General features: G+C 40.9%; 18 protein-coding genes. 2 read left to right on the plus strand and 16 right to left on the minus strand.

Going from position 1 to position 24,327, the window contains the following annotated elements; all coding sequences use genetic code 11:
* Positions 1 to 25 precede the first annotated feature (25 nt).
* The 6 genes from clpX to IGI54_RS06765 all read right to left on the minus strand — a co-directional run bounded on the left by clpX (position 26) and on the right by IGI54_RS06765 (position 5,620).
* The gene (gene clpX / locus IGI54_RS06740; protein WP_430620251.1) at positions 26 to 1,273 is read right to left on the minus strand and encodes an ATP-dependent Clp protease ATP-binding subunit ClpX; all 1,248 of its coding nucleotides are present in this window, start codon (positions 1,271 to 1,273) and stop codon (positions 26 to 28) included.
* A gap of 160 nt (positions 1,274 to 1,433) precedes the next feature.
* Positions 1,434 to 2,717, minus strand: a complete 1,284-nt coding sequence (gene tig, locus IGI54_RS06745; RefSeq protein ID WP_071862780.1) for a trigger factor — start codon at positions 2,715 to 2,717, stop codon at positions 1,434 to 1,436.
* Between the two features lie 103 nt (positions 2,718 to 2,820).
* Positions 2,821 to 3,744, minus strand: a complete 924-nt coding sequence (locus tag IGI54_RS06750) for a tetratricopeptide repeat protein (protein WP_430620252.1) — start codon at positions 3,742 to 3,744, stop codon at positions 2,821 to 2,823.
* On the minus strand, positions 3,741 to 4,274 hold the full coding sequence (locus IGI54_RS06755) for an RDD family protein (RefSeq protein ID WP_430621485.1): 534 nt from the start codon (positions 4,272 to 4,274) through the stop codon (positions 3,741 to 3,743). The genes IGI54_RS06750 and IGI54_RS06755 overlap by 4 nt, the downstream gene beginning before the upstream one ends.
* A 14-nt stretch (positions 4,275 to 4,288) precedes the next feature.
* Complete coding sequence (sppA, locus tag IGI54_RS06760; RefSeq protein ID WP_315306511.1) at positions 4,289 to 5,317, minus strand: signal peptide peptidase SppA; 1,029 nt, start codon at positions 5,315 to 5,317, stop codon at positions 4,289 to 4,291.
* Between the two features lie 15 nt (positions 5,318 to 5,332).
* Positions 5,333 to 5,620, minus strand: coding sequence for a hypothetical protein (locus IGI54_RS06765; protein ID WP_379945570.1), 288 nt, complete (start codon positions 5,618 to 5,620; stop codon positions 5,333 to 5,335).
* 459 nt (positions 5,621 to 6,079) lie between these two features.
* Between IGI54_RS06765 and glmS the strand changes: the two genes are divergently transcribed.
* Positions 6,080 to 7,888: a glutamine--fructose-6-phosphate transaminase (isomerizing) gene (glmS, locus tag IGI54_RS06770; protein ID WP_430620253.1), complete on the plus strand. Its 1,809-nt coding sequence runs from the start codon at positions 6,080 to 6,082 to the stop codon at positions 7,886 to 7,888.
* A 96-nt stretch (positions 7,889 to 7,984) separates the two neighbouring features.
* Here the strand turns inward: glmS and glmM are convergent, their stop codons facing one another.
* The 4 genes from glmM to nifJ form a co-directional block, all read right to left on the minus strand.
* Positions 7,985 to 9,340 carry a phosphoglucosamine mutase gene (glmM, locus tag IGI54_RS06775; RefSeq protein ID WP_430620254.1) on the minus strand — a complete coding sequence of 452 codons (1,356 nt, stop codon included), beginning with the start codon at positions 9,338 to 9,340 and terminating at the stop codon, positions 7,985 to 7,987.
* A gap of 23 nt (positions 9,341 to 9,363) precedes the next feature.
* Positions 9,364 to 10,464, minus strand: a complete 1,101-nt coding sequence (locus IGI54_RS06780; protein ID WP_216428994.1) for a CdaR family protein — start codon at positions 10,462 to 10,464, stop codon at positions 9,364 to 9,366.
* Entirely contained in the window at positions 10,461 to 11,345 is an 885-nt protein-coding gene (gene cdaA, locus IGI54_RS06785) for a diadenylate cyclase CdaA (protein WP_071862788.1), read from the minus strand. The genes IGI54_RS06780 and cdaA overlap by 4 nt, the downstream gene beginning before the upstream one ends.
* Positions 11,346 to 11,454: 109 nt before the next feature.
* Complete coding sequence (nifJ, locus tag IGI54_RS06790) at positions 11,455 to 15,123, minus strand: pyruvate:ferredoxin (flavodoxin) oxidoreductase (protein ID WP_430620255.1); 3,669 nt, start codon at positions 15,121 to 15,123, stop codon at positions 11,455 to 11,457.
* A 279-nt stretch (positions 15,124 to 15,402) separates the two neighbouring features.
* Here nifJ and IGI54_RS06795 point away from each other — a divergent pair, with 279 nt between their 5' ends.
* Complete coding sequence (locus IGI54_RS06795) at positions 15,403 to 15,918, plus strand: DsbA family protein (RefSeq protein WP_430620256.1); 516 nt, start codon at positions 15,403 to 15,405, stop codon at positions 15,916 to 15,918.
* 28 nt (positions 15,919 to 15,946) lie between these two features.
* Here IGI54_RS06795 and whiA read toward each other — a convergent pair whose 3' ends face one another.
* From whiA to uvrA, 6 genes are all read right to left on the minus strand, one after another.
* Positions 15,947 to 16,882 (minus strand): DNA-binding protein WhiA, encoded by a 936-nt coding sequence (gene whiA / locus IGI54_RS06800; protein WP_216428985.1) that lies wholly within the window; start codon positions 16,880 to 16,882, stop codon positions 15,947 to 15,949.
* A gap of 29 nt (positions 16,883 to 16,911) precedes the next feature.
* A complete protein-coding gene (locus IGI54_RS06805; protein WP_071862792.1) occupies positions 16,912 to 17,910 on the minus strand; it encodes a gluconeogenesis factor YvcK family protein in 999 nt (332 codons plus the stop codon).
* Entirely contained in the window at positions 17,907 to 18,794 is an 888-nt protein-coding gene (rapZ, locus tag IGI54_RS06810) for an RNase adapter RapZ (RefSeq protein WP_071862793.1), read from the minus strand. Before rapZ ends, IGI54_RS06805 begins: the two co-directional genes overlap by 4 nt.
* A gap of 607 nt (positions 18,795 to 19,401) precedes the next feature.
* Positions 19,402 to 20,115 (minus strand): amino acid racemase, encoded by a 714-nt coding sequence (locus IGI54_RS06815; RefSeq protein ID WP_071862794.1) that lies wholly within the window; start codon positions 20,113 to 20,115, stop codon positions 19,402 to 19,404.
* 2 nt (positions 20,116 to 20,117) lie between these two features.
* Positions 20,118 to 21,374: a carboxylate--amine ligase gene (locus IGI54_RS06820; RefSeq protein ID WP_430620257.1), complete on the minus strand. Its 1,257-nt coding sequence runs from the start codon at positions 21,372 to 21,374 to the stop codon at positions 20,118 to 20,120.
* A 101-nt stretch (positions 21,375 to 21,475) separates the two neighbouring features.
* On the minus strand, positions 21,476 to 24,298 hold the full coding sequence (gene uvrA, locus IGI54_RS06825) for an excinuclease ABC subunit UvrA (protein ID WP_430620258.1): 2,823 nt from the start codon (positions 24,296 to 24,298) through the stop codon (positions 21,476 to 21,478).
* Positions 24,299 to 24,327: the final 29 nt, after the last annotated feature.

The raw sequence follows: 24,327 nt of genomic DNA on the forward strand, positions 1-24,327 counted from the left end.
CAACTTTTACTTTCGGATTCGCCTACTAACCGGCTTTTTTTTCGTCCGTTTGGTATTCAATCACTGGTTTACCAGAACCCTCGACTGAATCTTTCGTAACAACGACTTTAGCGATTGTTTCGTCAGAAGGAATATCGAACATAACATCCATCATGACATCCTCAATAATGGAGCGCAGTCCACGTGCCCCAGTATTCCTTGCAATTGCTTTGTCTGCAATGGCATTCAAGGCGTCTGGATCAAAAGATAACTCCGTTTCATCGTAAGAAAGTAATTTTTGATATTGCTTGACTAACGCATTTTTAGGTTCAGTCAAAATATGAACTAAATCTTCAGTCGTTAATTTTTCCAAAGCGGTTGTGACAGGTAACCGTCCAATGAATTCTGGAATTAAACCAAATTTCAACAAATCTTCTGAGATGATTTGTTGCATGATGCTTTCATCCTCATCGACTTTTTTGTTATTTGTTCCGAAACCGATCGTCTTTTCACCTAAACGGTTCTTGACGATTGTTTCAATCCCATCAAAGGCACCACCAACAATGAATAAAATATTCGTTGTATCGATTTGGATAAACTCTTGATGTGGATGCTTCCGTCCACCTTGAGGCGGCACGCTCGCAACGGTTCCTTCAAGAATCTTCAATAATGCTTGTTGAACACCTTCACCGGAAACATCACGAGTGATTGAGACATTCTCGCTTTTACGAGTAATCTTATCAATTTCGTCGATATAGATAATTCCCTTTTCCGCACGCTCAACATTATAATCTGCTGATTGTAGTAATTTTAAGAGGATATTCTCAACATCTTCCCCTACATAACCAGCTTCCGTCAAACTTGTCGCATCGGCAATTGCGAATGGAACGTTCAAAGTCCGAGCTAATGTTTGAGCTAAGAACGTTTTACCAGAACCAGTTGGTCCGATTAAACAAATATTACTTTTTTGCAATTCAACTTCATCGGTTCCATCGTTTTCAGTATTCACCCGTTTGTAATGGTTATATACCGCGACTGACAAAGCTTTTTTCGCTCGATCCTGTCCGATGACATATTGATTTAAAACATCTAATAGTTCTTTTGGTTTCGGTACATCGATAAATTCACGAATCGCTTCTTCGTGGAACTCTTCGTCGATAATCTCTTTACAAAGGTCGATACATTCATTACAGATGTATACTCCGGGACCCGCAACAACTTTTTTTACTTCTTCTTGGGTCTTGCCGCAAAATGAACAGCGAACTGTCTCACCTGCGCCTGTGCTTTCATACATAGCTGTCACCTCTTGTTTCTTTCTCTACAAGTGTTTCCACGATTGCAGTCTTTATCTATAATACCACAAAGCCTCAAAAAGACAAAGAAACCAAGAACAAATAGAAAGGATTTCTAAAGAAAAAAAAGCACCCTTTTAAAAGGGCGCTCTTAGCAAAAACTTATTTTTCAACAGCTGTTCCGGTTACTAATTCAACAGCTTTTTTCATTTTAATATCATGTTCTAGCATGTCTTCCGTTAGAACGCGGCTGATTTGTTCTTTAGGCATTTGATACATTTCAGCTAATTCATTGATTTCTTTTTCCACATCTTCTTTAGATGCTTCAATTTTTTCTGCTTCAACGATTGCTTCCATTACCAAGTTCGTTTTCACGCGGCCTTCAGCTTCGCCTTCAAATTGAGTATGCAAGTCTTCTTCTGTCGAACCAGTTAATTGATAGTACATTTCTGGTGAGATTCCTTGACGTTGCATGTTGTTTAAGAATTCATCCATTGAACGGTGCACTTCATCGTGAACCATTACGTGTGGTAATTCAACGATTTCCGCATTATCAACAGCTTGTTTGATAGCTGCTTCGTCTTTTGCTTCTTTCGCTGCTTCCGCTTTTTGTTTTGTTAATTCGTCACGGTATTTGGCTTTTAATTCGTCTAAAGAATTTACTTCTTCGTCAACGTCTTTTGCAAAATCATCGTCTAATTCAGGAAGTTCTTTAGCTTTTACTTCGTGAATTGTTACTTTAAAGACCGCTTCTTTACCAGCAAGATCTTCCGCTTGGTAATCTTCTGGGAAAGTGACAGTTACGTCTAAGCTTTCGCCAGCTTTGTGACCAACTAATTGTTCTTCAAAGCCAGGGATAAATGAGCCTGAACCTAGTTCAAGTGAGTAGTTTTCGCCTTTGCCGCCTTCAAATGGTTCGTCACCAACGAAGCCTTCAAAATCGATTACAGTTGTATCGCCGTTTTCAGCAGCTTCATCTTCTTTGATAACTAATTCTGCTTGCGCCTCTTGTTCTGATTTCACACGTGCATCCACGTCTTCTTCAGATACTTCCACTTCTTGTTTAGGAACTTCAAGTTCTTTGTAGTCGCCTAGTTTCACTTCAGGTTTCACTGTTACTTCAGCTTTAATAACCCAAGCTTCGCCTTTTTCCATGCTGTCTACATCGATTTTTGGTTGAGAAACTGGATCGATACCTGCTTCTTTAACCGCTGCTTCATAAGCAACTGGTAATACATCGTTTAATGCATCTTCATACAATGCTTCTTCACCGTACATCCGGTTAAATACTTGGCGAGATACTTTTCCTTTACGGAAGCCAGGTACATTAAGATTTTTCTTTACTTTGTTGAATGCATTTGTTAATCCCTTTTGAATTTCTGCTTGTTCAATCGAGAAAGTTAACACACCATCATTGGTGCCTGTTTTTTCAAAATTTGCAGTCACGTTTGTTCCCTCCGAATACTAATATACTTGCATTTTGCATACCTTTAAATAGTACACTACTGGTTCTTAATTGTAAATATAAAGCTTTTGCTCTCGGCATTTTTTAATGATAATCAAACATCGTTTGTCTAATTTTTTGCCGAATCGCTTCCACCTGTTCATCTAACTCCGCAAGGCTGCCTGAATATTCCGCTAAATAACTTTCCGCCCACGCATCTGGCTTCATAAAAGAGTATTGTAAAGGATACAAAAAGGCCATCTCCAGTTTCAACTGCTCCAATAAATTTGCCAAAAGAATCGGGTCGTTATCCTCTAAGCGGTTCGTCAAACGAGCTTCAATCTCTTGCTGCAAGCTATCATCAAAAGCGGTCTCGGCTGGCGAAAGTTCAACAATCTCATCTTGAATAGTCAAATAGCGAACTTTTTCGATTACGCCAACACGTCCTAAATTTTCAAACAGATAGCTGCGAACGAGCGGGGCAACATTGGGATCAAGCATCCATTTTTCTGCCCAGCTTTTCAAACGTTCTTCAGATAAGGCCTTGACCTTTCGTACTAATTGCAACTGCTCCATCGAGGACAATTCCGGCAACTTGATTAATTCAGTCTCCAAACTTTTGATCGCCGCTTGCTGCTGCTTTTGATAAAAATCCTCTTGATCGTCGATTCGCAGGTTCCAAAGATTTTGCTGTTCCTCGGTGAGCATTTTATTTTTTTGTGCCCGCCATAAAAATTCGCGGGCTGCGAAAAAATTGTGTGTATAAAGTTGAATCTGTAAATATAGATCCAGCGTCTCTAGGGTTTCTAGATAGCTATCTTGTTCGTCACCAGCATATTCTAGCGCCTCCGTAAAATTCCCCTGCTCCAATGCTAGACTAGCAATCAAATGGTTCAGCTTGATCGACGGCGCTTCTTCATAAGCCAGCTTATAATTTTCTAATGCCGTTACGTAGTCTCCGGTAGAAAAAGCTTCTTCGGCCAAGGTTAAATAATAGTGATCTTTATTTGGAAAATCGATCGGCTTCATGCTTCTGAAAAATCCTCTCTAGCTGTTACTAAATTTATCGTCACAACACTTGTATCGGAGAAATAATCCCCGAGGTGTTGCTTGTTCGGTGTAAAAATTGCTACTAAATAACCTAACATAAAAAATGATCCTCGTAGAATGAAACGGCAGGCGCCTTCCCGCACCAACACAGTTTTCCAACTAAGCACGGCTTCGGTAAAGCAAACCACTCGGATACCAAAAATCATTTTGCCGATTGTTTGACCATGATTTAATTTCGTCAATAAAATAAAATACGCTAAGTAAATGACTAACGCCGAAATGCCATAAATACTTATTAAATCTGTACTTTTATTCCAACCTAGCAGATTTGCCGGCAACCCTAACAAAATGCCGGTGATAGCCGAGATACAAAGCAGATCAATCAAATAAGCAAAAAAACGAATCCAAAAGCCACTATAAAAATAATCAGGATAATGGTTGAAGACTGGCCCTTGCTTTGGTTTTTTTAATAATTGTTGGACGGGACCTACCGCTGGTCGGTGTGTCATTTCTTCAGTCATCTTTATTCACCTCCATAAAGATACATCGCTTTAGGAGCTTGTGGAGTGCCGACACTTTCAACAATATTCCTTACTAAATCTTCTTGTTTTGGTTTGATTCCTTGGAGTTCTGCCAAGCTATTGCCTAGCCAAGTATTCATGAAATTGGTTGATCCACTAGTATAGGTAATCACTTTCGCACCACTTAACCCATGATCTTTTTGTAATGCTTTCAACGCTTGGTCGGGATAGCCAATCGCATCAACTAAACCATTTTCCACCGCTTGAGCACCATCATAAATCCGACCATCCGCTAGTTTACGAACATCTGCTTCATTCATTTTGCGACCTTCAGCCACTGTTTTAACAAAACGACCATACATGCTATCAACAAACGCTTGCAGCACTTCTTTGTCTTCCTTTGTTTGAGGACGGGAAGCCGAGCCAATATCTTTTAACGCACCACTTTTGATCGTTGCATCCGTAATGCCGAGCTTTTCCATCAAGCCAGAATAATTCATACTAGACATAATCACACCGATTGAGCCGGTCATAGTATCCTCGGTCGCAAAGATTCGGTCAGAATTTGCTGCGATATAGTACCCGCCGCTAGCTGCCTGACTCTCCATTGACGCATAGATTGGAATCTTCTTGTCCTGTTGTAACGCCTTCAATGCTCGGGTAATCTCTGCCGTCTCATAAACAGCTCCACCAGGTGAATTGATTTCTAGCAAAATTCCTTTCACCGTATCATCTTTTTTGATTTTTGCCAGTTGTTTCATAAATGCCTCGTGATTGTAACCACCACTTGAAAATAAGCCACTGGTACCGTCGTTGATAATCGTTCCTTCTACCACTAACTTGACGATTTTTTCTTTGCTGGAGCCATCGACTTCTGTTTTTTCCTGAGGCTCATTCGTGCCATATAATAGTTCGTTTACTTGGCTCAACTCTTTTTTGTCCTCAGCTTTTCGGCTAAGCGTCGAAGATACTACGGAAAATACCAGAAGTACTACCGCAATCCCAACTGCAACCCAACGTCTCTTATTCATTTGATTTCCCCCTTATTAATATAGATTTCGAATGACCAACACTTTTTCGATAGGACCCTCACCCTTCATCTTTTCTGCTTTTTCTAATAAAGAATAGCCGCCGAAAAGCTCATGGGTCAAGGGATCTTCGATTTTAAAGGATTGCGCTTCCTCGATACTTAAGGCATCCGGGGTAATCTCTTGGATACTATCCCAACCTGTATCTAAAAATATTTTCGTTTCATCATTAATTTCTGGGTTGTCATTCAGCTGGGCTAAAAATTGACGGAGCTGGCCGACGGTTAAATTTTCTGGTTGATTCATGCTGTTTCCTCCTTATCAAATCTGTGAAGAAATTACTCGTTCAAATTCCACGTCTCCTCACTAAACGCTTTCGATAAAAAATCCCCTTAGAAGGGTACCTCCTCATTTTACCTTATTCTCTCAATAGATGAAACGCAGAAAGTTTTTTTGTTTTGCTAACTGTTTTTTCGCAAATTACATATATACCAATTTTTAAAAAATAAAAAAATATTTGACTAGACGACGAGTTTATATTATATTATTCATTGTTTCCGATGTTAAAACAAAAAAATCTCAGCTACACCAATGAGATAGCGCCAGACCTTTGATAGAGGTGACGAGGAAGAAGCTTATCGAAATATTCGGCGGGTGGCTTCAGGGCAGCTGTGCTCTACAGATCATTACAAAACTTTTATAAAAAAACAAAAAAATGGTCAGACAGATCGGAAACATATAATGATAGGAAAGTAGGAAGACATTATGTGTGGAATCGTAGGAATTGTAGGCAATGAACAAGCAACTAATATTTTAGTGAATGGATTAGAAAAACTGGAGTATCGCGGATATGACTCTGCTGGAATCTTCGTAGCAGATCAACAGAATGACTATTTAATCAAATCACAAGGACGGATCAAAGAATTAGCGGACAAGATTAGCGCAGATGTCCACGGCACAATTGGGATCGGTCATACACGCTGGGCAACCCACGGCGAACCAAGCGAAGAAAATGCTCATCCCCATACTTCACAAAGCAAACGTTTCGTCTTAGTTCATAATGGTGTGATTGAAAACTATGATGATTTGAAAGCCAATTTTTTAGCAGAAGATACCTTTTACGGTGAGACCGATACAGAAATCGCAGTTCACTTAGTAGAATACTTTGCTGAAAAAGGTCTTTCGACCAAAGAAGCCTTCCGTAAAGCATTAGCGGAGATTCATGGCTCTTATGCCTTTGGCTTGATCGACAAAGAAGATCGTGAGACTATCTATGTTGCGAAAAACAAAAGTCCGTTATTGATTGGATTAGGCGACGGCTTCAACGTTGTCTGTAGCGACGCGATGGCGATGCTGGAACAAACTAACCAATTCGTTGAGATTAATGATGGCGAAATGGTTATCGTAACTAAAGACCATGTTGAAATCGAAGACCAAACAGGCAACGAAATCCAACGTGCACCTTATGAAGCGAAAATCGATCTTTCTGACATGGAAAAAGGAACCTATCCTTATTACATGCTAAAAGAAATTGATGAACAACCCGCTACGATGCGACGGATCATCAGTGAATACACTGATGAAACAGGAACCGTTGTTATCGAAGATCAATTATTACAAAGTTTATTAAATAGTGATCGAATTTATATCGTTGCTTGCGGAACGAGCAATAACGCAGGATGGGCCAGCAAGCAAATCATTGAAGGTCTAGCCAACATTCCAGTAGAGATCCATCTATCCAGTGAATTTGGTTATAATATGCCGTTGCTTTCAGAGAAACCATTCTTTATCTACTTAACTCAAAGTGGTGAGACTGCTGATAGCCGCCAAGTATTAGTGAAGACGAATGAATTAGGCTACCCTTCTCTTACAGTGACGAATGTGGCCGGTTCAACCTTGTCTCGTGAAGCGACTTATACAATGCTTCTACACGCTGGACCAGAGATTGCCGTCGCTTCAACTAAAGCCTATACAGCGCAAATTGCCGCTTTGACTGTCTTAGCCAAAGCAGTTGGTGAAGCGAAAGACGTGGTAGCCGCTAAATCTTTTGATTTGACGAAAGAGTTGGGTATTGCAGCCAACGCGATGGATGTCATGATCGCTGAAAAAGCTATGATTGAAGAAATTGCCGCAGAATATTTAGCAACCACTCGCAACGCCTTTTATATTGGGCGTGCCGAAGACTATTATGTTTCAATGGAAGTTGCTTTGAAATTGAAAGAAATTTCTTACATCCAAGCAGAAGGCTTTGCAGCTGGCGAATTGAAGCACGGAACGATCGCTTTAGTGGAAGAAGGAACACCAGTGATTGGTATTATCACTGAAGCAGTAACCGCACCTCATACACGAGGAAATCTGCGAGAAGTTGAAAGTCGCGGAGCTCACACCTTAGTGATCGTTTCTGAAGAATTAAGCAAAGACGGCGACCAAATTATTTTACCCGTCGTTCATCAATTCTTACGTCCGTTAGTCTCTGTGATTCCTGGACAATTGATTGCTTATTACGCAACCTTATTACGGGGCTATGATGTTGATAAGCCACGTAACTTAGCAAAATCAGTCACTGTTGAATAATCAGTCGATAAACAAAAAAAACACCTTTTGGACATTCTCATTTAGGATTGTCAAAAGGTGTTTTTGCTTCTTAATAATAAATTTGGACTTCTTTAATTAATCTAGCCCAATTTCTGCACGAACGACCACCGCGATTTTTTCAACGTAGTAGTTTACTTTTTCATCAGTCGGTGCTTCCGCCATCACTCGTAGCAATGGTTCTGTTCCAGAAGGACGAACCAAGATACGTCCATCGCCATTCATTTCAGCTTCAGCTTCGTCGATTGCTTGTTTAATTGCGGGAACATCCATCGCGCCGTATTTATCACTAACACGAATATTGACTAATTTTTGCGGATAAATCGTTACTTCCCCAGCTAGCTCAGAAAGCTTCTTACCTGTTTGTTTCATGATATTTAATAATTGAACGCCTGTTAACATACCATCACCAGTCGTATTGTAATCTAAGAACAATACGTGACCTGATTGTTCGCCACCAAGATTGTAATCATTTTTACGCATTTCTTCCACAACATAACGGTCACCGACTTGAGTGATGACGTCGGATAAGCCAATTTCTTCGATCGCTTTATGGAAACCTAGATTACTCATAACGGTCGTCACAACGGTGTCTTTCTTCAAGCGTTTACGTTCAGCTAAATATTTCGCACAAATAAACATGATCCGGTCGCCGTCCACGATATTACCTAATTCATCTACTGCAATCACCCGGTCGCCATCTCCATCAAAGGCCAAGCCGACATCGGCTCCCTTTTCAACAACCATTTCTGCTAATTTTTCAGGATGCGTTGAACCAACACCGTCATTGATATTCAAGCCATTTGGTGAAGTCCCCATCGTATAAAAATCTGTTTCTAAATCCGCAAACAAGCGATTAACACTCGTTGAAGTCGCACCATTAGCGGCATCTACACAGACTGTTAAGCCAGACAAATCTCCTGAAATGGTTTGAACTAAGAATTGCGAGTATTTTAACAACCCTTCGTGGAATTCATCCAACGTTCCTAAGCCTTCAGCAGAAGGACGTGGTAACTTGTCTTCTTCCGCATCTAATAATGCTTCGATTTCCGCTTCTTGTTCGTCGACTAATTTAAAACCATCTGCTCCGAAAAATTTGATGCCGTTATCTTCGGCTGGATTGTGTGAAGCAGAAATCATGACACCGGCTGCAGCCTTTTGTAAACGTGTCAAATAAGCAACACCCGGCGTTGAAATGACGCCTAATTGAAAGACTTCGATCCCTACTGAAAGTAAACCTGAGATCAATGCTGTTTCCAACAATTCTCCTGAGATTCGAGTATCACGCCCAACTAAAACCCGTGGCCGTCCCTCGCTTTCTTGGTGTTGGCTTAAAACATAACCGCCGCAGCGTCCCAACTTGAAAGCTAATTCCGGTGTTAACTCCTTATTCGCGATTCCGCGTACTCCATCTGTTCCAAAATATTTACCCATTAAATTATATTTCCCTTCTTCATCTAATTCGTTGATTGTGTTGTCGATTCAGCAGATGATTCTGTTGTACTGGATTGTGAACTCGTCGAATCCACAGAACTGGCTGCTTCGCTTGAATCTTCTTTTTCTGATGAACTAGAATGATTTGCATTACTTGATTCTGATTCTTGTGTGTTTTTAAATACTGGTGTGACCTGTGCACTGACCGTTTTTGGATTCACTTGATAATTATCGGAAACAGGAACATCAATTAATTTTTTAACCGTTCCTTGGATTTGACTAACATCTACCGGTACTCCGATACTGTCTATTTGATCAAGTGCAGACTGTAAGCCTGTTATTGTTGCCTTCGTTCGGCTCAAATCAATCTTCACACTCTCTACCGCCGCTGGCAGCTGTCCTTCTTGGATCGGATAAAGTGAAACCTCTTTACTTGGGGTTTGAATTTCAAATGAGACCGTCACATTTTGAGGCTCTGATTGAATCGGCAAAGCCTCACCACTGGAATTTAAGGCTTGAATCTGTGCCTGAACACTCTCTTGATCAGTGGAAAGCTTGCTCGTATCCACCGATGCCACCACACGATCAATTTCCTTCATCGTGTTTTCTCCGGTAGTAATTTCGACTTTAGCAGGTTCCACTGACATCTCGCCGATCTTTAAACCATTGTTGCTGGTCGTACTGCTTAATACTGGTGACACATCGAATTGCTTTTTCTCTCTTTTCTCAATCGTTACCGAAATGGTCTCCGGCTCGATCGTCGCAAATAGTGAACTTGCTAAATTTTTCGTCTTTAAGCGGACTTCGTGAGTGCCAGAAGAAAGCTTAGTTAAATCAGCTACCACACTAAAGTCTCTTGTATCAGGGTCCACTTCTTTATTTAATTGGATTCGGTTCGCTCCGCTTAATTTGACTGAGACATTTGATGAAAAACCATGAACAAAATACTCATCCGAATCATATAAAACATTGATCGGTACATTTTGAATGGCTTCTTCGTAATTCGTTTCAGAAGAAATCAAACGACTGACGTTTTGGCTATTCACATTGAAAAAAAGAATCAAACTAAACACCAGTGAAATCAAGATATACGGCAGATTGCCTTTTTTAAACTTGATAATCATTTTTGGCCTCCTTTAGTAAACCCTTCTAAAAAGGTTTGTAAGAGACTCTTTTTGCCAGTGCTCTTTTCATCCGGCAACAACTCCCGCCGCATGACAGCCAAGTATTCCTCTTGTGACAAATCATGGAGAAAATCATTGTTCAAGGTAATACTCACTCCACCAGTTTCTTCAGACACGATAAAAGTCAACGCGTCGCTGACTTCACTAATACCTACTGCAGCACGATGACGAGTCCCAAATTCTTTTGGGATCAGCATACTGTCTGACAGCGGCAAATAGGCAGAGGCTACAGCGAGTTTGCCATTTTTCACAATGACTGCACCATCGTGTAACGGCGTGTTAGGAATGAAGATGTTGATTAGCAATTCTCCAGTAATATCCGCATCTAAGGCAATCCCCGTTTCAATGTACTCTTCCAAGCCGGTGAAACGCTGGATTGTGACAAGAGCACCGATTTTTCGCTTAGACATGTATTGGATTGCTTTGTCGAAAGCTAAAATCATTCGTTCATCATCACGCTCTTCCTTTTTCGATGTTTTGAAAAAAGAACTTCGACCCAAATGCTCCAAGCCACGTCGCACTTCCGGCTGAAAGATGACGATGGCCGCGATCACCCCGTAAGTAATGATCTGATTCATTAGCCATGACAAGGTATGCAGACCGATGAGTTCCGCCAATATCCGAATACCAATAAAGATCGCCACGCCCTTGATCAATTGGACGGCTTTTGTACCGCGAACCAATTCAAACAAACGATAGATCAAAAACCAGACGACAAATATATCTAAAAGGTTGACGATAATATCCCAAGTTGAAAGATTCTCAGAAAAAAAGCTAAGCCAATATTCTGGTTTGAATAATTCAATTAGACGATTAGGCATAGATAACCTCTCTTTCTATACAAAATTCTTTACAATTATACCACAGTGGTACAGCTCTAGCATAAAATTTAAGAAGAGCCTTAGCCAAGCTAAGACTCTTCTTATAAATTTACTTGTTTCGTTTTTCAGCACGCGCCGCTCTCCGAGCCGCGCGACGGGCTTCCGCTTCAGGATCAACGGTCCGTTCTCGCTTAGGCTTTTCAGCTACCGCTGTGTTAGCTTCTGCTGAAACCCCAGCAAGCTTCGCACGGATTTTCTCTTCTTGTCCAGCTAAACGGGCATAGTTGTAAAAACGAGTCTCCGCATCGTTGACTGTCTTTTGGTATAACCGTTGTGCATCATCCGGTTGCACTCGTTCTAAGGCAGAAAAACGAACTTGCTGTTTCATGAAACTGATCATCGTTTCGAAGTTCGGCTTCTTATAATCCAAGGTCATTGGATTTTTACCCTTTTCACGTTGAGCCGGATTGTAACGATATAAAGACCAATAGCCAGATTCGACGGCTTCTTTGGCTTCTCGCAAGGTTTGACTCATTCCACCTCGTAAACCGTGATTGATACATGGTGTATAGGCGATGATTAATGACGGTCCAGGGAATTTTTCTGCTTCTTCTAAGGCTTTGATGGTTTGCATTTGGTTCGCGCCTGAGGCAATTTGTGCCACATAAACATTCCCATAGGTCATGGCCATCATTCCTAAATCTTTCTTCGATTGATACTTCCCGCCAGCCGAGAATTTTGCGATTGCTGATGCTGGTGTTGCTTTAGACGTTTGTCCCCCAGTATTAGAATAGACTTCATTGTCCATAACTAGAATATTAACATCTGCACCACTAGCCAAGATATGATCGATCCCGCCAAAGCCGATATCGTACGCCCAGCCATCGCCACCAAACATCCATTGACTCGTTTTGACAAATAGATCACGATTGTCGTAAATATCAGCCAATCTAGCATCTGTTAGACCTTCTGTTTCAAGAGCAGCCGTTAATTTGGTTGCCCGTTGCTGCGTACCTTCAGATTCAAACATGTGATCCATCCAGTCTTCCATCAATTCACGTAACTCATCGGAAACTAGGTCTAAGACATCATTGATTTTATCCGCTAATTCTTTTCGACGAGTTTGGTTGGCCAAGAACATCCCATAGCCATATTCTGCATTGTCTTCGAATAAAGAGTTGGACCAAGCAGGCCCTTGTCCTTTGTCATTGGTTGTGTATGGGCTAACTGGTGCTGCCGCACCCCAAATCGAAGAACAGCCCGTCGCGTTGGCAATCATCATCCGGTCACCAAACATTTGCGTCATTAATTTCACGTAAGGCGTTTCACCACATCCCGCACAGGCACCAGAGAATTCTAACAATGGCTTATTAAATTGGGAACCTAAAACAGAATTCATTTTAGCTGGATTGGCTTTTTGTTTCAACGTCATCGAAAACGCCCAATTGATTGCTTGTTCTTTTTCTTCTTCATAAGGCTTCATAACTAAAGCTTTTCCTTTTGCTGGACAAGCTTCGACACAAAGCCCACAGCCGGTACAATCTTCCACCGATACTTGAATCCGGTATTTCAATCCGTCTGCTCCACGCATCTCACGGACAATGTAGCCTTCCGGCGCTTCAGCCATTTCTTCGTCATCTGCTAAAAACGGACGAATCGCCGCATGTGGACAGACAAAGGAACACTCATTACACATCGTACAGCGATCGCTAAGCCAATGGGGAACTTCCAAAGCGACTCCGCGTTTTTCAAATTGAGTCGTTCCCGTGGGAATCGTCCCGTCGGTCATACCGTTAGCAACTAAATCATTGACTGTTAGATCATTGCCACGTTGTGAATTCATTGGTTCAACAATTTCCTCAACATATTGAGAAACGGGCGTCTTACGGATTTTTTTCGGAATCTCAACGGTTTTCCATGCTTCAGGAATTTGTACTTGATGTAATAATTCAACGGTTTGATCGATTGCCGCGATATTTTTTTCGACGATCTCTAGCGATTTGCGGCGATAGCTTTTATCCGCTTCGGCTTTTAAGATATCTAATACCTCATCAAAAGGAATAATTCCTGTCAAACTGAAGAATGCTGTTTCCATGACTGTATTGATGCGTGAACCCAATCCAACTTCCATCGCCAAATTCGCCGCATTAATCGTATAGAACTGAATCTCATTTTCCGAGATATAGCGTTTCATTTTGGCTGGTAATAGTTTATCCATCTGCTTGTCATTCCACATTGTATTCATTAGGAAAATTCCGCCAGGTTTTAACCCCTTCAACAAATCATAGGTATGGATATAAGCTGGTGTATGACAAGCGATAAAATCTGCGCTTTCGACTAGATAGGTCGAGCGGATTGGCGTATCGCCAAACCGGAGATGAGAAACTGTCAGTCCACCAGATTTCTTCGAGTCATAACTAAAATAGCCTTGTGCATATTTATCAGTATGGTCCCCGATGATCTTAATCGCTGATTTGTTCGCGCCAACGGTTCCATCAGAACCAAACCCCCAGAATTTTGCTTGGAAGGTGTTTGGATTCGTTAAATCCACGATACCTTTCGATTCTAGTGACATATGGGTGACATCATCCACGATCCCGATCGTAAAACGCTTCTTCACTTGCTGTTTGTCCTTCAACAGCTCATCGTAAACGGCAATAATTTGATCCGGTGTCACGTCTTTTGACCCTAATCCAAAACGGCCACCAATAATTTTCGGACGAATATCTGCTTCGTACATTACGCCTTGAATATCTAATAATAACGGCTCGCCGTCAGCACCTGGTTCCTTTGAACGATCTAATACCGCGATTGATTTGACTGAATCAGGAAGTTTTTCTAGAAAATTTTCCGTTGGAAATGGGCGGTACAAATGAATGTTCAAAAAGCCGACTTTACGACCATTAGCATTCAAATAGTCCACCGTTTGTTCAATCGTTTGAGCCACTGAGCCCATTGCCACAATGACTTCTTCCGCATCCTCAGCCCCATAATAAGTCACAAGGTCATAATTAGTGCCGCGTAATTGATTGATTTCAAACATATATTTTTGAACAATTGAAGGCAGCTTATCGTAATAGCGATTAACGGTTTCCCGTTGTTGAAAATGGACATCTGGATTCTGATTGGTCCCGCTGATCGTCGGATGATTCGGATTCATACTGCGCTTACGAAAAGCTTTCAGTTTTTCTTGGTCGATCAAAGATGCTAACTCGTCATAGTCCAGCACTTCAACCTTTTGAATCTCGTGACTTGTACGGAAACCGTCAAAAAAGTTCATGAAGGGTACGCTGCCTTCGATTGCAGCTAAATGTGCCACCGCTGACAAGTCCATGACTTCTTGAACACTACTTTCTTGTAACATCGCAAATCCTGTTTGACGAGCGGCCATCACATCCCCATGATCGCCAAAAATATTTAGTGCGTTAGTTGTGACTGCTCGACTGGCAACATGAAAGACCCCAGGTAATAATTCACCAGCGATTTTATACATGTTGGGAATCATTAATAGTAATCCTTGTGACGCTGTATAGGTCGTCGTTAACGCACCGGTTTTTAAAGCTCCGTGAACGACTCCTGCCGCCCCAGCCTCCGATTGCATCTCTGTGATTGAAACTGGCTGACCAAATATATTTTTCTTTCCTTGTGACGCCCATTGGTCAACAAGTTCAGCCATAGTTGAACTAGGAGTAATTGGATAAATGGCGGCTAATTCCGTGAAGGCATATGAAATATACGCCGCAGCTGTATTTCCATCCATCGTTTTTTTCTTACGCATGTTTCTCCCCCGTATTCTATCTTTAGCGGATTTTTTGTTCCCGCAATTTTGTCATAAAACGTACAACTAACTTATTTTCTACCAAAAAATTGCAGCCTATTTAAGATAATCGTTAATGTTGCACGCGTGCTTTTATAATCTTTATAACAACGGATTCATTATAAACTAACATTTATTATTTTTAAACCTACCCTATGCTCTTTTTAACTTTTCTAATTAAAAAGAGTTTGTTTTCTAAGAAATGTTTTGTAAACTAATAGGTGAAGGATGTGAATAACGATGGATACTACTGTTATCAATGCAAAGCTAGTCAATGACTTCAACGGTATCAAAATTGGTTCAGCCAACGCGCCAAAGCGGATCATTGAATTTATTAATCTTCGTTGCCCTTACTGTAAAAAATGGTTTGAAGACTCTCAAGCCACTTTGGCACAGGCCGTTGCTGAAGGTAAAGTTCAACGAATCATTAAATTATTAGACAAAGATAAAATCAGCCTACAACGAGGCAATGTCATGCACGAGTACATCAGCGTTGATCCTAAAAAAGCCTTGCTGCAGATTCAGCAAGCCTACGAGACCCAAGAGGTTTGGGAAGATTTTGAATTAGAAGCCGTTGCCACTTACGCTGAAAAAACATTGCACTTGTCACAACATGCTAATCAAGAATTGCAACAAGAAATTCGTAATGAAGCTCAGCAAGCCAACATTCAGTTTGTTCCGACGATTATTTTAGGGGAACACATCTTTGATGAATCGATTGATCAAGCAACTTTAGCAACCTATCTAAATGAATAGAACCACTTAAAAAGGAACCGTTTGAAAATCAAACGGTTCCTTTTCTTAGATTATCTGCAAAATCATTGATCTTTCGAATGCGATGATTAATGCCTGATTTAGAAATCGCGCCGGAAGGGATCATCTCCCCTAACTCTTTCAAACTGATCTCCGGATTTTGAATTCGCAGCTCAGCGATCTCTTGTAATTTCTCAGGTAGCGACTGTAAGCCTACCGTTGCTTCGATGAAATGAATATTGTTGATTTGTTTCGATGCGGCATCAATCGTTTTATTCATATTAGCAGTCTCGCAATTGACTAGACGATTGACTGAATTACGCATATCCCGCACGATTCGAACATCTTCAAACTTCAGCATCGAATTAGTCGCGCCGATCAAAGTAAGAAAATCAGCAATCTTCTCAGCGCCCTTTAAATAAGTAATATAGCCATTTCTTCGTTCCAAAGTACGAGCATTCAAATCAAATTGATTGAGCAAATCACAAATATCTTGGTTATGTTCCTCATAAATCGACGAAATTTCTAAATGATAGCGGCTCGTTTCGGGATTATTCACTGACCCGGAGGCTAAAAAGGCTCCCCGTAAATAGGCGCGTGTTTTTTCATCAGAACGCTTGATTTCATCAGAAATATGGGCCTGAAACATCATGCCATCCATAATATCTAAATCTAGTAGTACGCTTTGTGTTTCCTGCTTTAATCGTACGATGTATACATTGTTTTTCTTTAGCTTCATTTTACGACGAACTAATAATTCACTGCGTACGCCGTAGTGCTCCTTCAGTAAGGTAAAAATCCGTCGAGCAATCGCGGCATTCTCTGTTTGGACGTTCAAAACAAATTGATGATTACTCAAACTTAATGAGCCGTTCATCCGAATCAGCGCGGCCAGCTCTGCTTGAGCTAGATTTTTTTGGACGGCCAGACCCGTTAATTCTTTTTTTACTTCTGCTGCAAAAGACATGACGAGCCCTCCTTTATTTCAAATTCCACTTAAATTTTTGCTCCAAAAACAATTCGGAACAATTCATCTACAACTTTGTCGCCGTCATGAAATACACCGCCATCACGCAACTTTAAAAAGTCCGTCGAGACCACGCGGCAGCCTTCTTCCCGTAAGCCATTAAAGTCATGGGTCACTTGGACTAAATATTCGTCGTAGACTTCTGGATCCATATAACCTTCAGGAACTTTTTCCGTATTCACTAATACTGTATTGATAAATTGACTATCCAAATGCTGATGCAATACTCGGATATGGTCAGCATCACTAAAGTGTTCTGTTTCACCTTTTTGAGTCATGATGTTACAGATATAGACGACTTCGGCCTCCGTCGTTTTCACCGCATTGCCTAATTCCTCGATTACTAGATTCGGTAAAATACTGGTAAATAATGAGCCCGGGCCGAGCACCACCATATCTGCCTCTTGGATTGCTTGAACCACTTTACGAGCAGCGTGGATCGCTTTATCGCCATTTTTTTCTGTTACGTAGACTTTTTCAATCGTCTTTCGATCCAGCGCAATCTTCGATTCACCCACAGCGCTTGTACCATCGGTAAAATCAGCATGCAATACTAACGGTGTTTCCGAAGAAGGATAAACATGACCATCCACGTGTAGCATCAAAGAAAGCAATTGAATCGCTTCATAAGTACTGTTACGCATCTCAGACAAAGCAGCAATCAGCAAGTTACCGATCGTATGATTAGCCAAAAATTTATCGTCCTTGTGGAAACGATATTGAAAAAGATCCTCATAAAGTTTCGGCATGTCAGAAAGTGATGCCAAGACATTTCGCAAATCCCCCGGTGGCGCCATGTCAACCGAATCACGTAGTTCGCCGCTGCTGCCACCATCGTCAGCTACCGTTACTACTGCTGTGATATCGGCACTCTGATTGCGTAAACTTTTTAAAATAACTGGCAGACCAGTGCCGCCGCCAATCACCACGATTTTAGGTTTGCGGATACGATACGTTTTCATTTTCACGATCGATTCACCGTCTCTTTCCGCTTGTCCTTGTCACGATGAGTAATATTGACTTTGTAATCTGCATCCTTCAAGGCTTTGCCAACTCGTTCAGACAACGCGACCGAACGGTGTTGTCCACCGGTACATCCAATCGCCACCGTCAAAGAGCTCTTTCCTTCTTTAACGTAGCCAGGCATAATATCCATCAATAATTTTACGAAGGTTGTATAAAAGCTCTCCGTTTCAGGAAAAGACATCACGTAATCATAGACCGGCTTATCTAACCCTGTCTGTGGTCTTAATTCAGGAATATAATGGGGGTTTGGTAAGAAACGAACATCCATGACGATATCTGCATCGATTGGCAAGCCGTACTTGAAGCCAAAAGAAACTACCTCAATATGAAAACCAGCATCATCATTTCCTTTGTAAGATTGATTGATTTTTTCCCGTAGTTGACGCGGTGTCAAATCCGTCGTATCGATCATCAAAGTTGCACGAGCCTTTAAATCCTCCAAGATCGCCCGCTCTTTGCGAATCCCCTCAGTAATCATCCCGTCCATTGCCAATGGATGGGCCCTGCGTGTTTCTTTATAGCGAGAAACCAGTTCCTCATCAGAACAATCTAAAAATAAAATGCTTGTATCGATAAATCCGGTATTCTCTATTTCTACCAACATATTCTGAATGTCTTCAAAAAATGAACGTGAACGTAAATCAACTACTAATGCAATTTTTGTTACTTTACCAGACTCACGAATCAACTCCCAGAATTTCGGAATCAATCCCGGCGGCATATTATCCACACAAAAATAGCCCATATCTTCAAAACTTTGAATCGCCACAGTTTTCCCTGCGCCACTCATCCCAGTAATGACAACTAAATGCAAACTCTCAGTCATTCGTGTCACTCCTCTCTCAATTTTAAGGTTATTTATTTTTGTTTTCGTTACGTATATTGATCTTCACTATATGATTGCATTGAAAATCAAAATTTTTTCAAATAAAAAGACGCCAAAGAAACTAACCGTAGCTTCTTTCGCTATCTAATAAATTATAACATTCCTGGCGTGTCTTTGCTACTTTTTTGTCATTCTTTATAGAATCATAATCAACGAAGCAATCGCTATAAGCTGAAATCATTTTTTATGAGAAAGGCTTTTGCGAACTCGCTCAGCTTTTTACCAGTTTTTCTGCTCGCTTTATTAAGATTAGAAAAATAGTATGCGTAACGACAATCAAAATCATTTTTCGTGTTTTTGAAAAAATGATTCCCTAATTAGGAGTCCGCTAAGCAATCAAACAAAACTTTTAATAAATGACTGAGAAACACAAAGTTTTAACTTTGATGTTGAACAGTTCCTACTTGGTGCTTCTCAAATTTCGAAATCGTTTTGCTTATTACCAATAATGCTAGTTCATGAAGCCGGACATGGATAAACCTGCTGTAAAGCGATTTATTCATGTTGAAAATTTATTCTTTCTTTATAAATCAAAAAAACAGACCTTCTATTTAGAAGATCTGTTAGCTAAAGCTATTTCAATCGTGCGATCCGCCAAAATAGATTGCGCATCGATTACCGGGTACGGGTCGTTTTTAGTCAACTCGTGCACTAAAGATAACTCAGTACAGCCTAAAATTGCATTTTGACAGCCATATTTTTCAAAAACATCGGAAAGGATTTCTAAATACAGCTCGCTATTGATGAAGTCATTTTCTTTCACATCGTGATAAATCAAATGATTTACTTTCGCTTGTAATTCTTGGTCAGGAGCCAAAACTTCAAAGCCTTTTGCTTCCAACTCATTTTGATAAACTTTAGCACTCATCGTTCCAGCGGTCGCCAGTACGGCAATCTTTTCTCCTGGTTGATGATGTTTCACCACTTCCCTGACGGCTTCCCGAGGCATGTGTAGGATTGGAATCTTCGTTGCCGCTTGTAATTCCTCAAAAAAATAATGGGCGGTATTACAAGTCAAGACAATAAAATCTGGCTGCAATAAATTTTGCTTTTCGATATCATCTAATAAAAACGGCAACGGACTATCCGCGTGATGATCTAAGATATAAGCTGTCCGATCTGGGACAGTCGCATGATTGAACATGACGTAATTTAAATATTCTTGGTCGTTATGGGCATGAGTCCGCTGATTTAGGATTCTGACGAAACTTTCCGTAGCCATGGTTCCCATTCCCCCCAAGATACTAAAGAAATTTTCCATAATTACCCTTCTTTCTCTTTAAAGAATAGGTCAAAACGTCCTTTATATTTACTAAACATGTATTTCATCAAGACCCAACGCATGAAGGACATATCTTTTTTATAAAAGACCGTTGTACCCCATTGTTTATTTTTGATTAAGGCTAAGGCTTTTTCTTTATCATCGTTATTTCGCGCAAATTTCTCGAAAACGCCTTTAGGTACACCCATCCACAACATTGAGGTTGCTGATTCAGCTTTCCCGTAGATCGTTGTCTCAAATGGTTTTTCAAAGACACGATCTTCCGTTACGTATTGGGCTAAATTGAAGCCATTTAACGTCACAAAGAAACTGCTGCGGCCTTGACGCAAGTTGATCTCAAATAATTTATATTCTCCGTCTCGCGGATCATATTTCATATCAAAGTTAGCGAAGCCGGTGTAATTGATTCTTTCTAAAAAGCCTTTGATCGTTTGATAGATTTTTTCATTGTATTCAGGCATGATCGCCACGTAGTTACCGATCGCTTCTGGAGAAGGATCTTCTAACAACGGATGACCCAGACACATCATACGAACTTGATGATTTTGATCAACATATGCATTTAGTACGCGCATATTGCTGTCGTCGCCGGGAATAAAATCTTGGGCGATCATTTCGCTGGTGTAACCCGCTTGATAAATCCGTTCGATAATCACATCAAACTCATCTCGTGTATCCAAGATAAAGGCTTTCTTCCGTCCTTCAAAATCAACGGATAGCCATTCTACACTGTTGGCTGGTTTCAAGGCTACTGGAAAATCAAATGGCAAACTCTGTTTCAATTTACCGGCTTCCAGCATTTCTTCACGAATAATGAAGGTATTTGGATAAGGCAGTTCATATTTTTCACAAATTTCATAGAAGCTGACTTTACTGATTAAACGTTGCAATAAATCAAACTCAATATAAGGGCAAATAAACCATTCAGAAAGTTCTTCTTTGTGTTGCGAAACCAATTCTGCGTACCCATCGCCACAAGCGATCAATAAATACTTCGTCGCAGGATCGTTATAAGTATTCTTACCAAGTTCACGCATTTGCTCCATAAATGCTGGGTCTTTATCGAATCCCGGAACTACGTGAACATTCACGATTTTGCTATATTTTGTTGGCGCCAGCTGTAAGCCAGCATAAGCTTCAGAAACGATTCCGTAGGCTTCGTGAAACGAACGAGCCATGCCGTAAACATTGATATCGCTTCCTAGTAGAATCGGTACAAATTTTTGATTTTCATTCATATTTTCTTACACCTTCTCATTCTAAATCCTTGATAATCATACCATAAAGAAAAATGCAAGCAAAGGAGAATCCTTCACTTGCATCAAGCCTTAGTAGTAATTTATTTTTTGAGAACTCGTTTCAAATAATGACCGGTGTAACTTTCTGGTACTTCAGCGATTTCTTCCGGCGTTCCAGTCGCTAAAATCGTACCACCGCCATCGCCGCCTTCTGGTCCAAGATCAATTACATAATCAGCCGATTTAATCACATCTAAATTGTGTTCAATCACTAGTACCGTGTTCCCGGCATCAACGAATCGTTCAAGAACTTTTAGCAGACGAGCGATATCATCTGTATGGAGTCCCGTCGTTGGTTCATCTAAAATATAGAAATTTTTACCGTTAGAACTCTTATGCAACTCGCTGGCTAGCTTCATCCGCTGAGCTTCTCCACCGGATAACGTTGTCGCCGGTTGGCCCATCGTAACATAGCCGAGACCAACATCAACGATTGTTTGCAGCTTGCGATGAATCTTAGGAATATGTTTGAAGAATTCGACCGCATCTTCCACAGTCATTTCTAAAATATCCGCGATGTTCTTTCCTTTGTAATGAACCTCCAACGTTTCAGAATTATAACGTTTGCCATGACAAACTTCGCAAGGCACATAAACATCAGGTAAGAAGTGCATCTCAATCTTAATAATCCCGTCTCCGCGACAAGCTTCACAACGTCCACCCTTCACATTAAAGCTGAAACGGCCCTTCTTGTAGCCGCGAATTTTCGCTTCATTGGTTTGCGCAAACAAATCACGAATATTATCAAACACGCTCGTATAAGTGGCTGGATTGCTTCGTGGTGTCCGACCAATCGGGCTTTGATCAATATCGACTAGTTTTTCAATATTGTTGTAGCCAGTAATTTTTTTGAATTTCCCGGGCTTGTTTGAATTACGATTCAATTTTTGAGCCAAAGCTTTTTTCAAAATTTGGTTCACTAAGGTAGATTTTCCTGAGCCGGAAACACCCGTTACTGCCACAAACTTTCCTAAAGGAAACTCAACGTCGATATTCTTCAAGTTGTTTTCTGCAGCACCAGTTACTTTGACCTTTTTGCCATTCCCTTTGCGGCGTTCAGTTGGTACGGCTATTTCGCGTTTTCCTGATAAATATTGACCGGTTAAAGAAGCGGGATTGTTTTCTACTTCTTGCGGCGTCCCAGCCGCAACGATTTCTCCCCCTTGATCGCCAGCACCAGGGCCGACATCGATTAAGTAATCAGCTGCTCGCATCGTATCTTCATCATGTTCCACGACAATCAAGGTATTTCCTAGATCACGCATTTTCTTTAAGGATTCAATCAAGCGATCATTATCTCGCTGATGCAACCCAATCGACGGTTCATCTAAGATATAAAGAACCCCCGACAAATTAGAACCAATTTGAGTCGCTAAACGGATTCGTTGTGCTTCACCACCAGATAAGGTGCCTGATGCCCGACTCAATGTTAAATAGTCCAATCCGACATTTCGTAAAAAGCTCAAACGATCCTTGATTTCTTTTAAAATTGGTTTAGCGATCACTTTTTCTTGTTCGCTTAAAACAACTGTATCGAAGAAATCTAACGTGCCATTGATGGAATCTTCACTGACATTTCCAATGTTTTGTCCATTGATCTGAACCGATAACGCTTGTGGATTCAAACGATATCCGTGACACGTTTGACAAGTTAATTCCGTCATATATAGACGCATTTGATCCCGTGTAAAATCACTATTGGTTTCCGCATAGCGCCGATTGATGTTGTTAATGATCCCTTCAAAGGGAACCTCAACATCTCGTACGCCGCCAAAATCATTTTCATAATGGAAATGAAAGTTTTCACCATTCGAGCCATTCAAGATAATCTCTTGATGTTCTTTCGGCAAGTCTTCAAAGGGTGTGTCCATATCAATCCCGAAACTTAGCGAAGCTTGCTCCAGCATTTGCGGATAATATTGCGAGCTGATGGGATTCCAAGGAATCAACGCACCTTCGCGCAGTGTTTTGCTTTGATCAGGAATCACTAAATCCATATCGACTTCCAACTTGACTCCCAAGCCGTCACAATCTGGACAGGCGCCAAATGGAGCATTGAATGAAAAAAGTCGCGGTTCAAGTTCACCGACAGTGAAGCCACAATAAGGACAGGCATAATGTTCACTAAAGAGCATTTCCTTTTCCCCAATTACGTCAACTAACGCATAACCGTCAGCCAATCGCAAAGCGGCTTCAAAGGAATCAAACAACCGGGAACGAATGCCTTCTTTAACCACGATACGGTCTACGATGATTTCAATATCATGTTTTTTGTTTTTCGTTAACTCCGGCGCTTCGGTCACATCATACATTTCTCCATCCACACGCATGCGAACGTAGCCTTCTCGTTGGATCATTTCAAAAACCTTTTTGTGTTGTCCCTTTTTCTTAGCCACAACTGGCGCAAGAATTTGAATTTTAGTTCGTTCTGGTAATTCCAATACCTTATCTACCATTTGTTCAACCGATTGAGAGGTGATCTCGATATGGTCGTTGGGACAAATGGGATGCCCAACACGCGCATATAATAACCGTAAATAATCATTAATCTCGGTGACCGTTCCCACCGTTGAACGTGGATTTTTGCTAGTCGTCTTTTGGTCAATTGAAATCGCCGGACTCAGTCCATCAATACTATCTACATCTGGCTTATCCATTTGACCTAAAAATTGGCGAGCGTAAGCAGACAAACTTTCAACATAACGCCGTTGTCCTTCAGCGTATAAGGTATCAAAAGCCAATGAGCTTTTCCCAGACCCAGACAAACCAGTAACAACTACCATCTTGTCACGAGGAATCGTAACGTCAACATTTTTTAAATTATGAGCACGCGCTCCATGAATTACAATCTTATCATTTGCCATTTAATAACCTCAATTTCATTGTATTCGTT

Source organism: Enterococcus sp. DIV0800 (assembly GCF_050559735.1).
In the GTDB taxonomy this organism is placed as follows: Bacteria; Bacillota; Bacilli; order Lactobacillales; family Enterococcaceae; genus Enterococcus_A; species Enterococcus_A devriesei.

Bases quoted from the DNA above. Each gene is read 5' to 3' on its own strand.
- IGI54_RS06750 (WP_430620252.1), bottom strand. From the start codon at position 3,744: ATGAAGCCGATCGATTTTCCAAATAAAGATCACTATTATTTAACCTTG.
- whiA (WP_216428985.1), bottom strand. From the start codon at position 16,882: ATGTCTTTTGCAGCAGAAGTAAAAAAAGAATTAACGGGTCTGGCCGTC.
- IGI54_RS06765 (WP_379945570.1), bottom strand. From the start codon at position 5,620: ATGAATCAACCAGAAAATTTAACCGTCGGCCAGCTCCGTCAATTTTTA.
- uvrA (WP_430620258.1), bottom strand. From the start codon at position 24,298: ATGGCAAATGATAAGATTGTAATTCATGGAGCGCGTGCTCATAATTTA.
- nifJ (WP_430620255.1), bottom strand. From the start codon at position 15,123: ATGCGTAAGAAAAAAACGATGGATGGAAATACAGCTGCGGCGTATATT.
- IGI54_RS06795 (WP_430620256.1), top strand. From the start codon at position 15,403: ATGGATACTACTGTTATCAATGCAAAGCTAGTCAATGACTTCAACGGT.
- glmM (WP_430620254.1), bottom strand. From the start codon at position 9,340: ATGGGTAAATATTTTGGAACAGATGGAGTACGCGGAATCGCGAATAAG.
- IGI54_RS06755 (WP_430621485.1), bottom strand. From the start codon at position 4,274: ATGACACACCGACCAGCGGTAGGTCCCGTCCAACAATTATTAAAAAAA.
- IGI54_RS06815 (WP_071862794.1), bottom strand. From the start codon at position 20,115: ATGGAAAATTTCTTTAGTATCTTGGGGGGAATGGGAACCATGGCTACG.
- glmS (WP_430620253.1), top strand. From the start codon at position 6,080: ATGTGTGGAATCGTAGGAATTGTAGGCAATGAACAAGCAACTAATATT.
- clpX (WP_430620251.1), bottom strand. From the start codon at position 1,273: ATGTATGAAAGCACAGGCGCAGGTGAGACAGTTCGCTGTTCATTTTGC.
- IGI54_RS06780 (WP_216428994.1), bottom strand. From the start codon at position 10,464: ATGATTATCAAGTTTAAAAAAGGCAATCTGCCGTATATCTTGATTTCA.
- sppA (WP_315306511.1), bottom strand. From the start codon at position 5,317: ATGAATAAGAGACGTTGGGTTGCAGTTGGGATTGCGGTAGTACTTCTG.
- IGI54_RS06820 (WP_430620257.1), bottom strand. From the start codon at position 21,374: ATGAATGAAAATCAAAAATTTGTACCGATTCTACTAGGAAGCGATATC.
- cdaA (WP_071862788.1), bottom strand. From the start codon at position 11,345: ATGCCTAATCGTCTAATTGAATTATTCAAACCAGAATATTGGCTTAGC.
- rapZ (WP_071862793.1), bottom strand. From the start codon at position 18,794: ATGACTGAGAGTTTGCATTTAGTTGTCATTACTGGGATGAGTGGCGCA.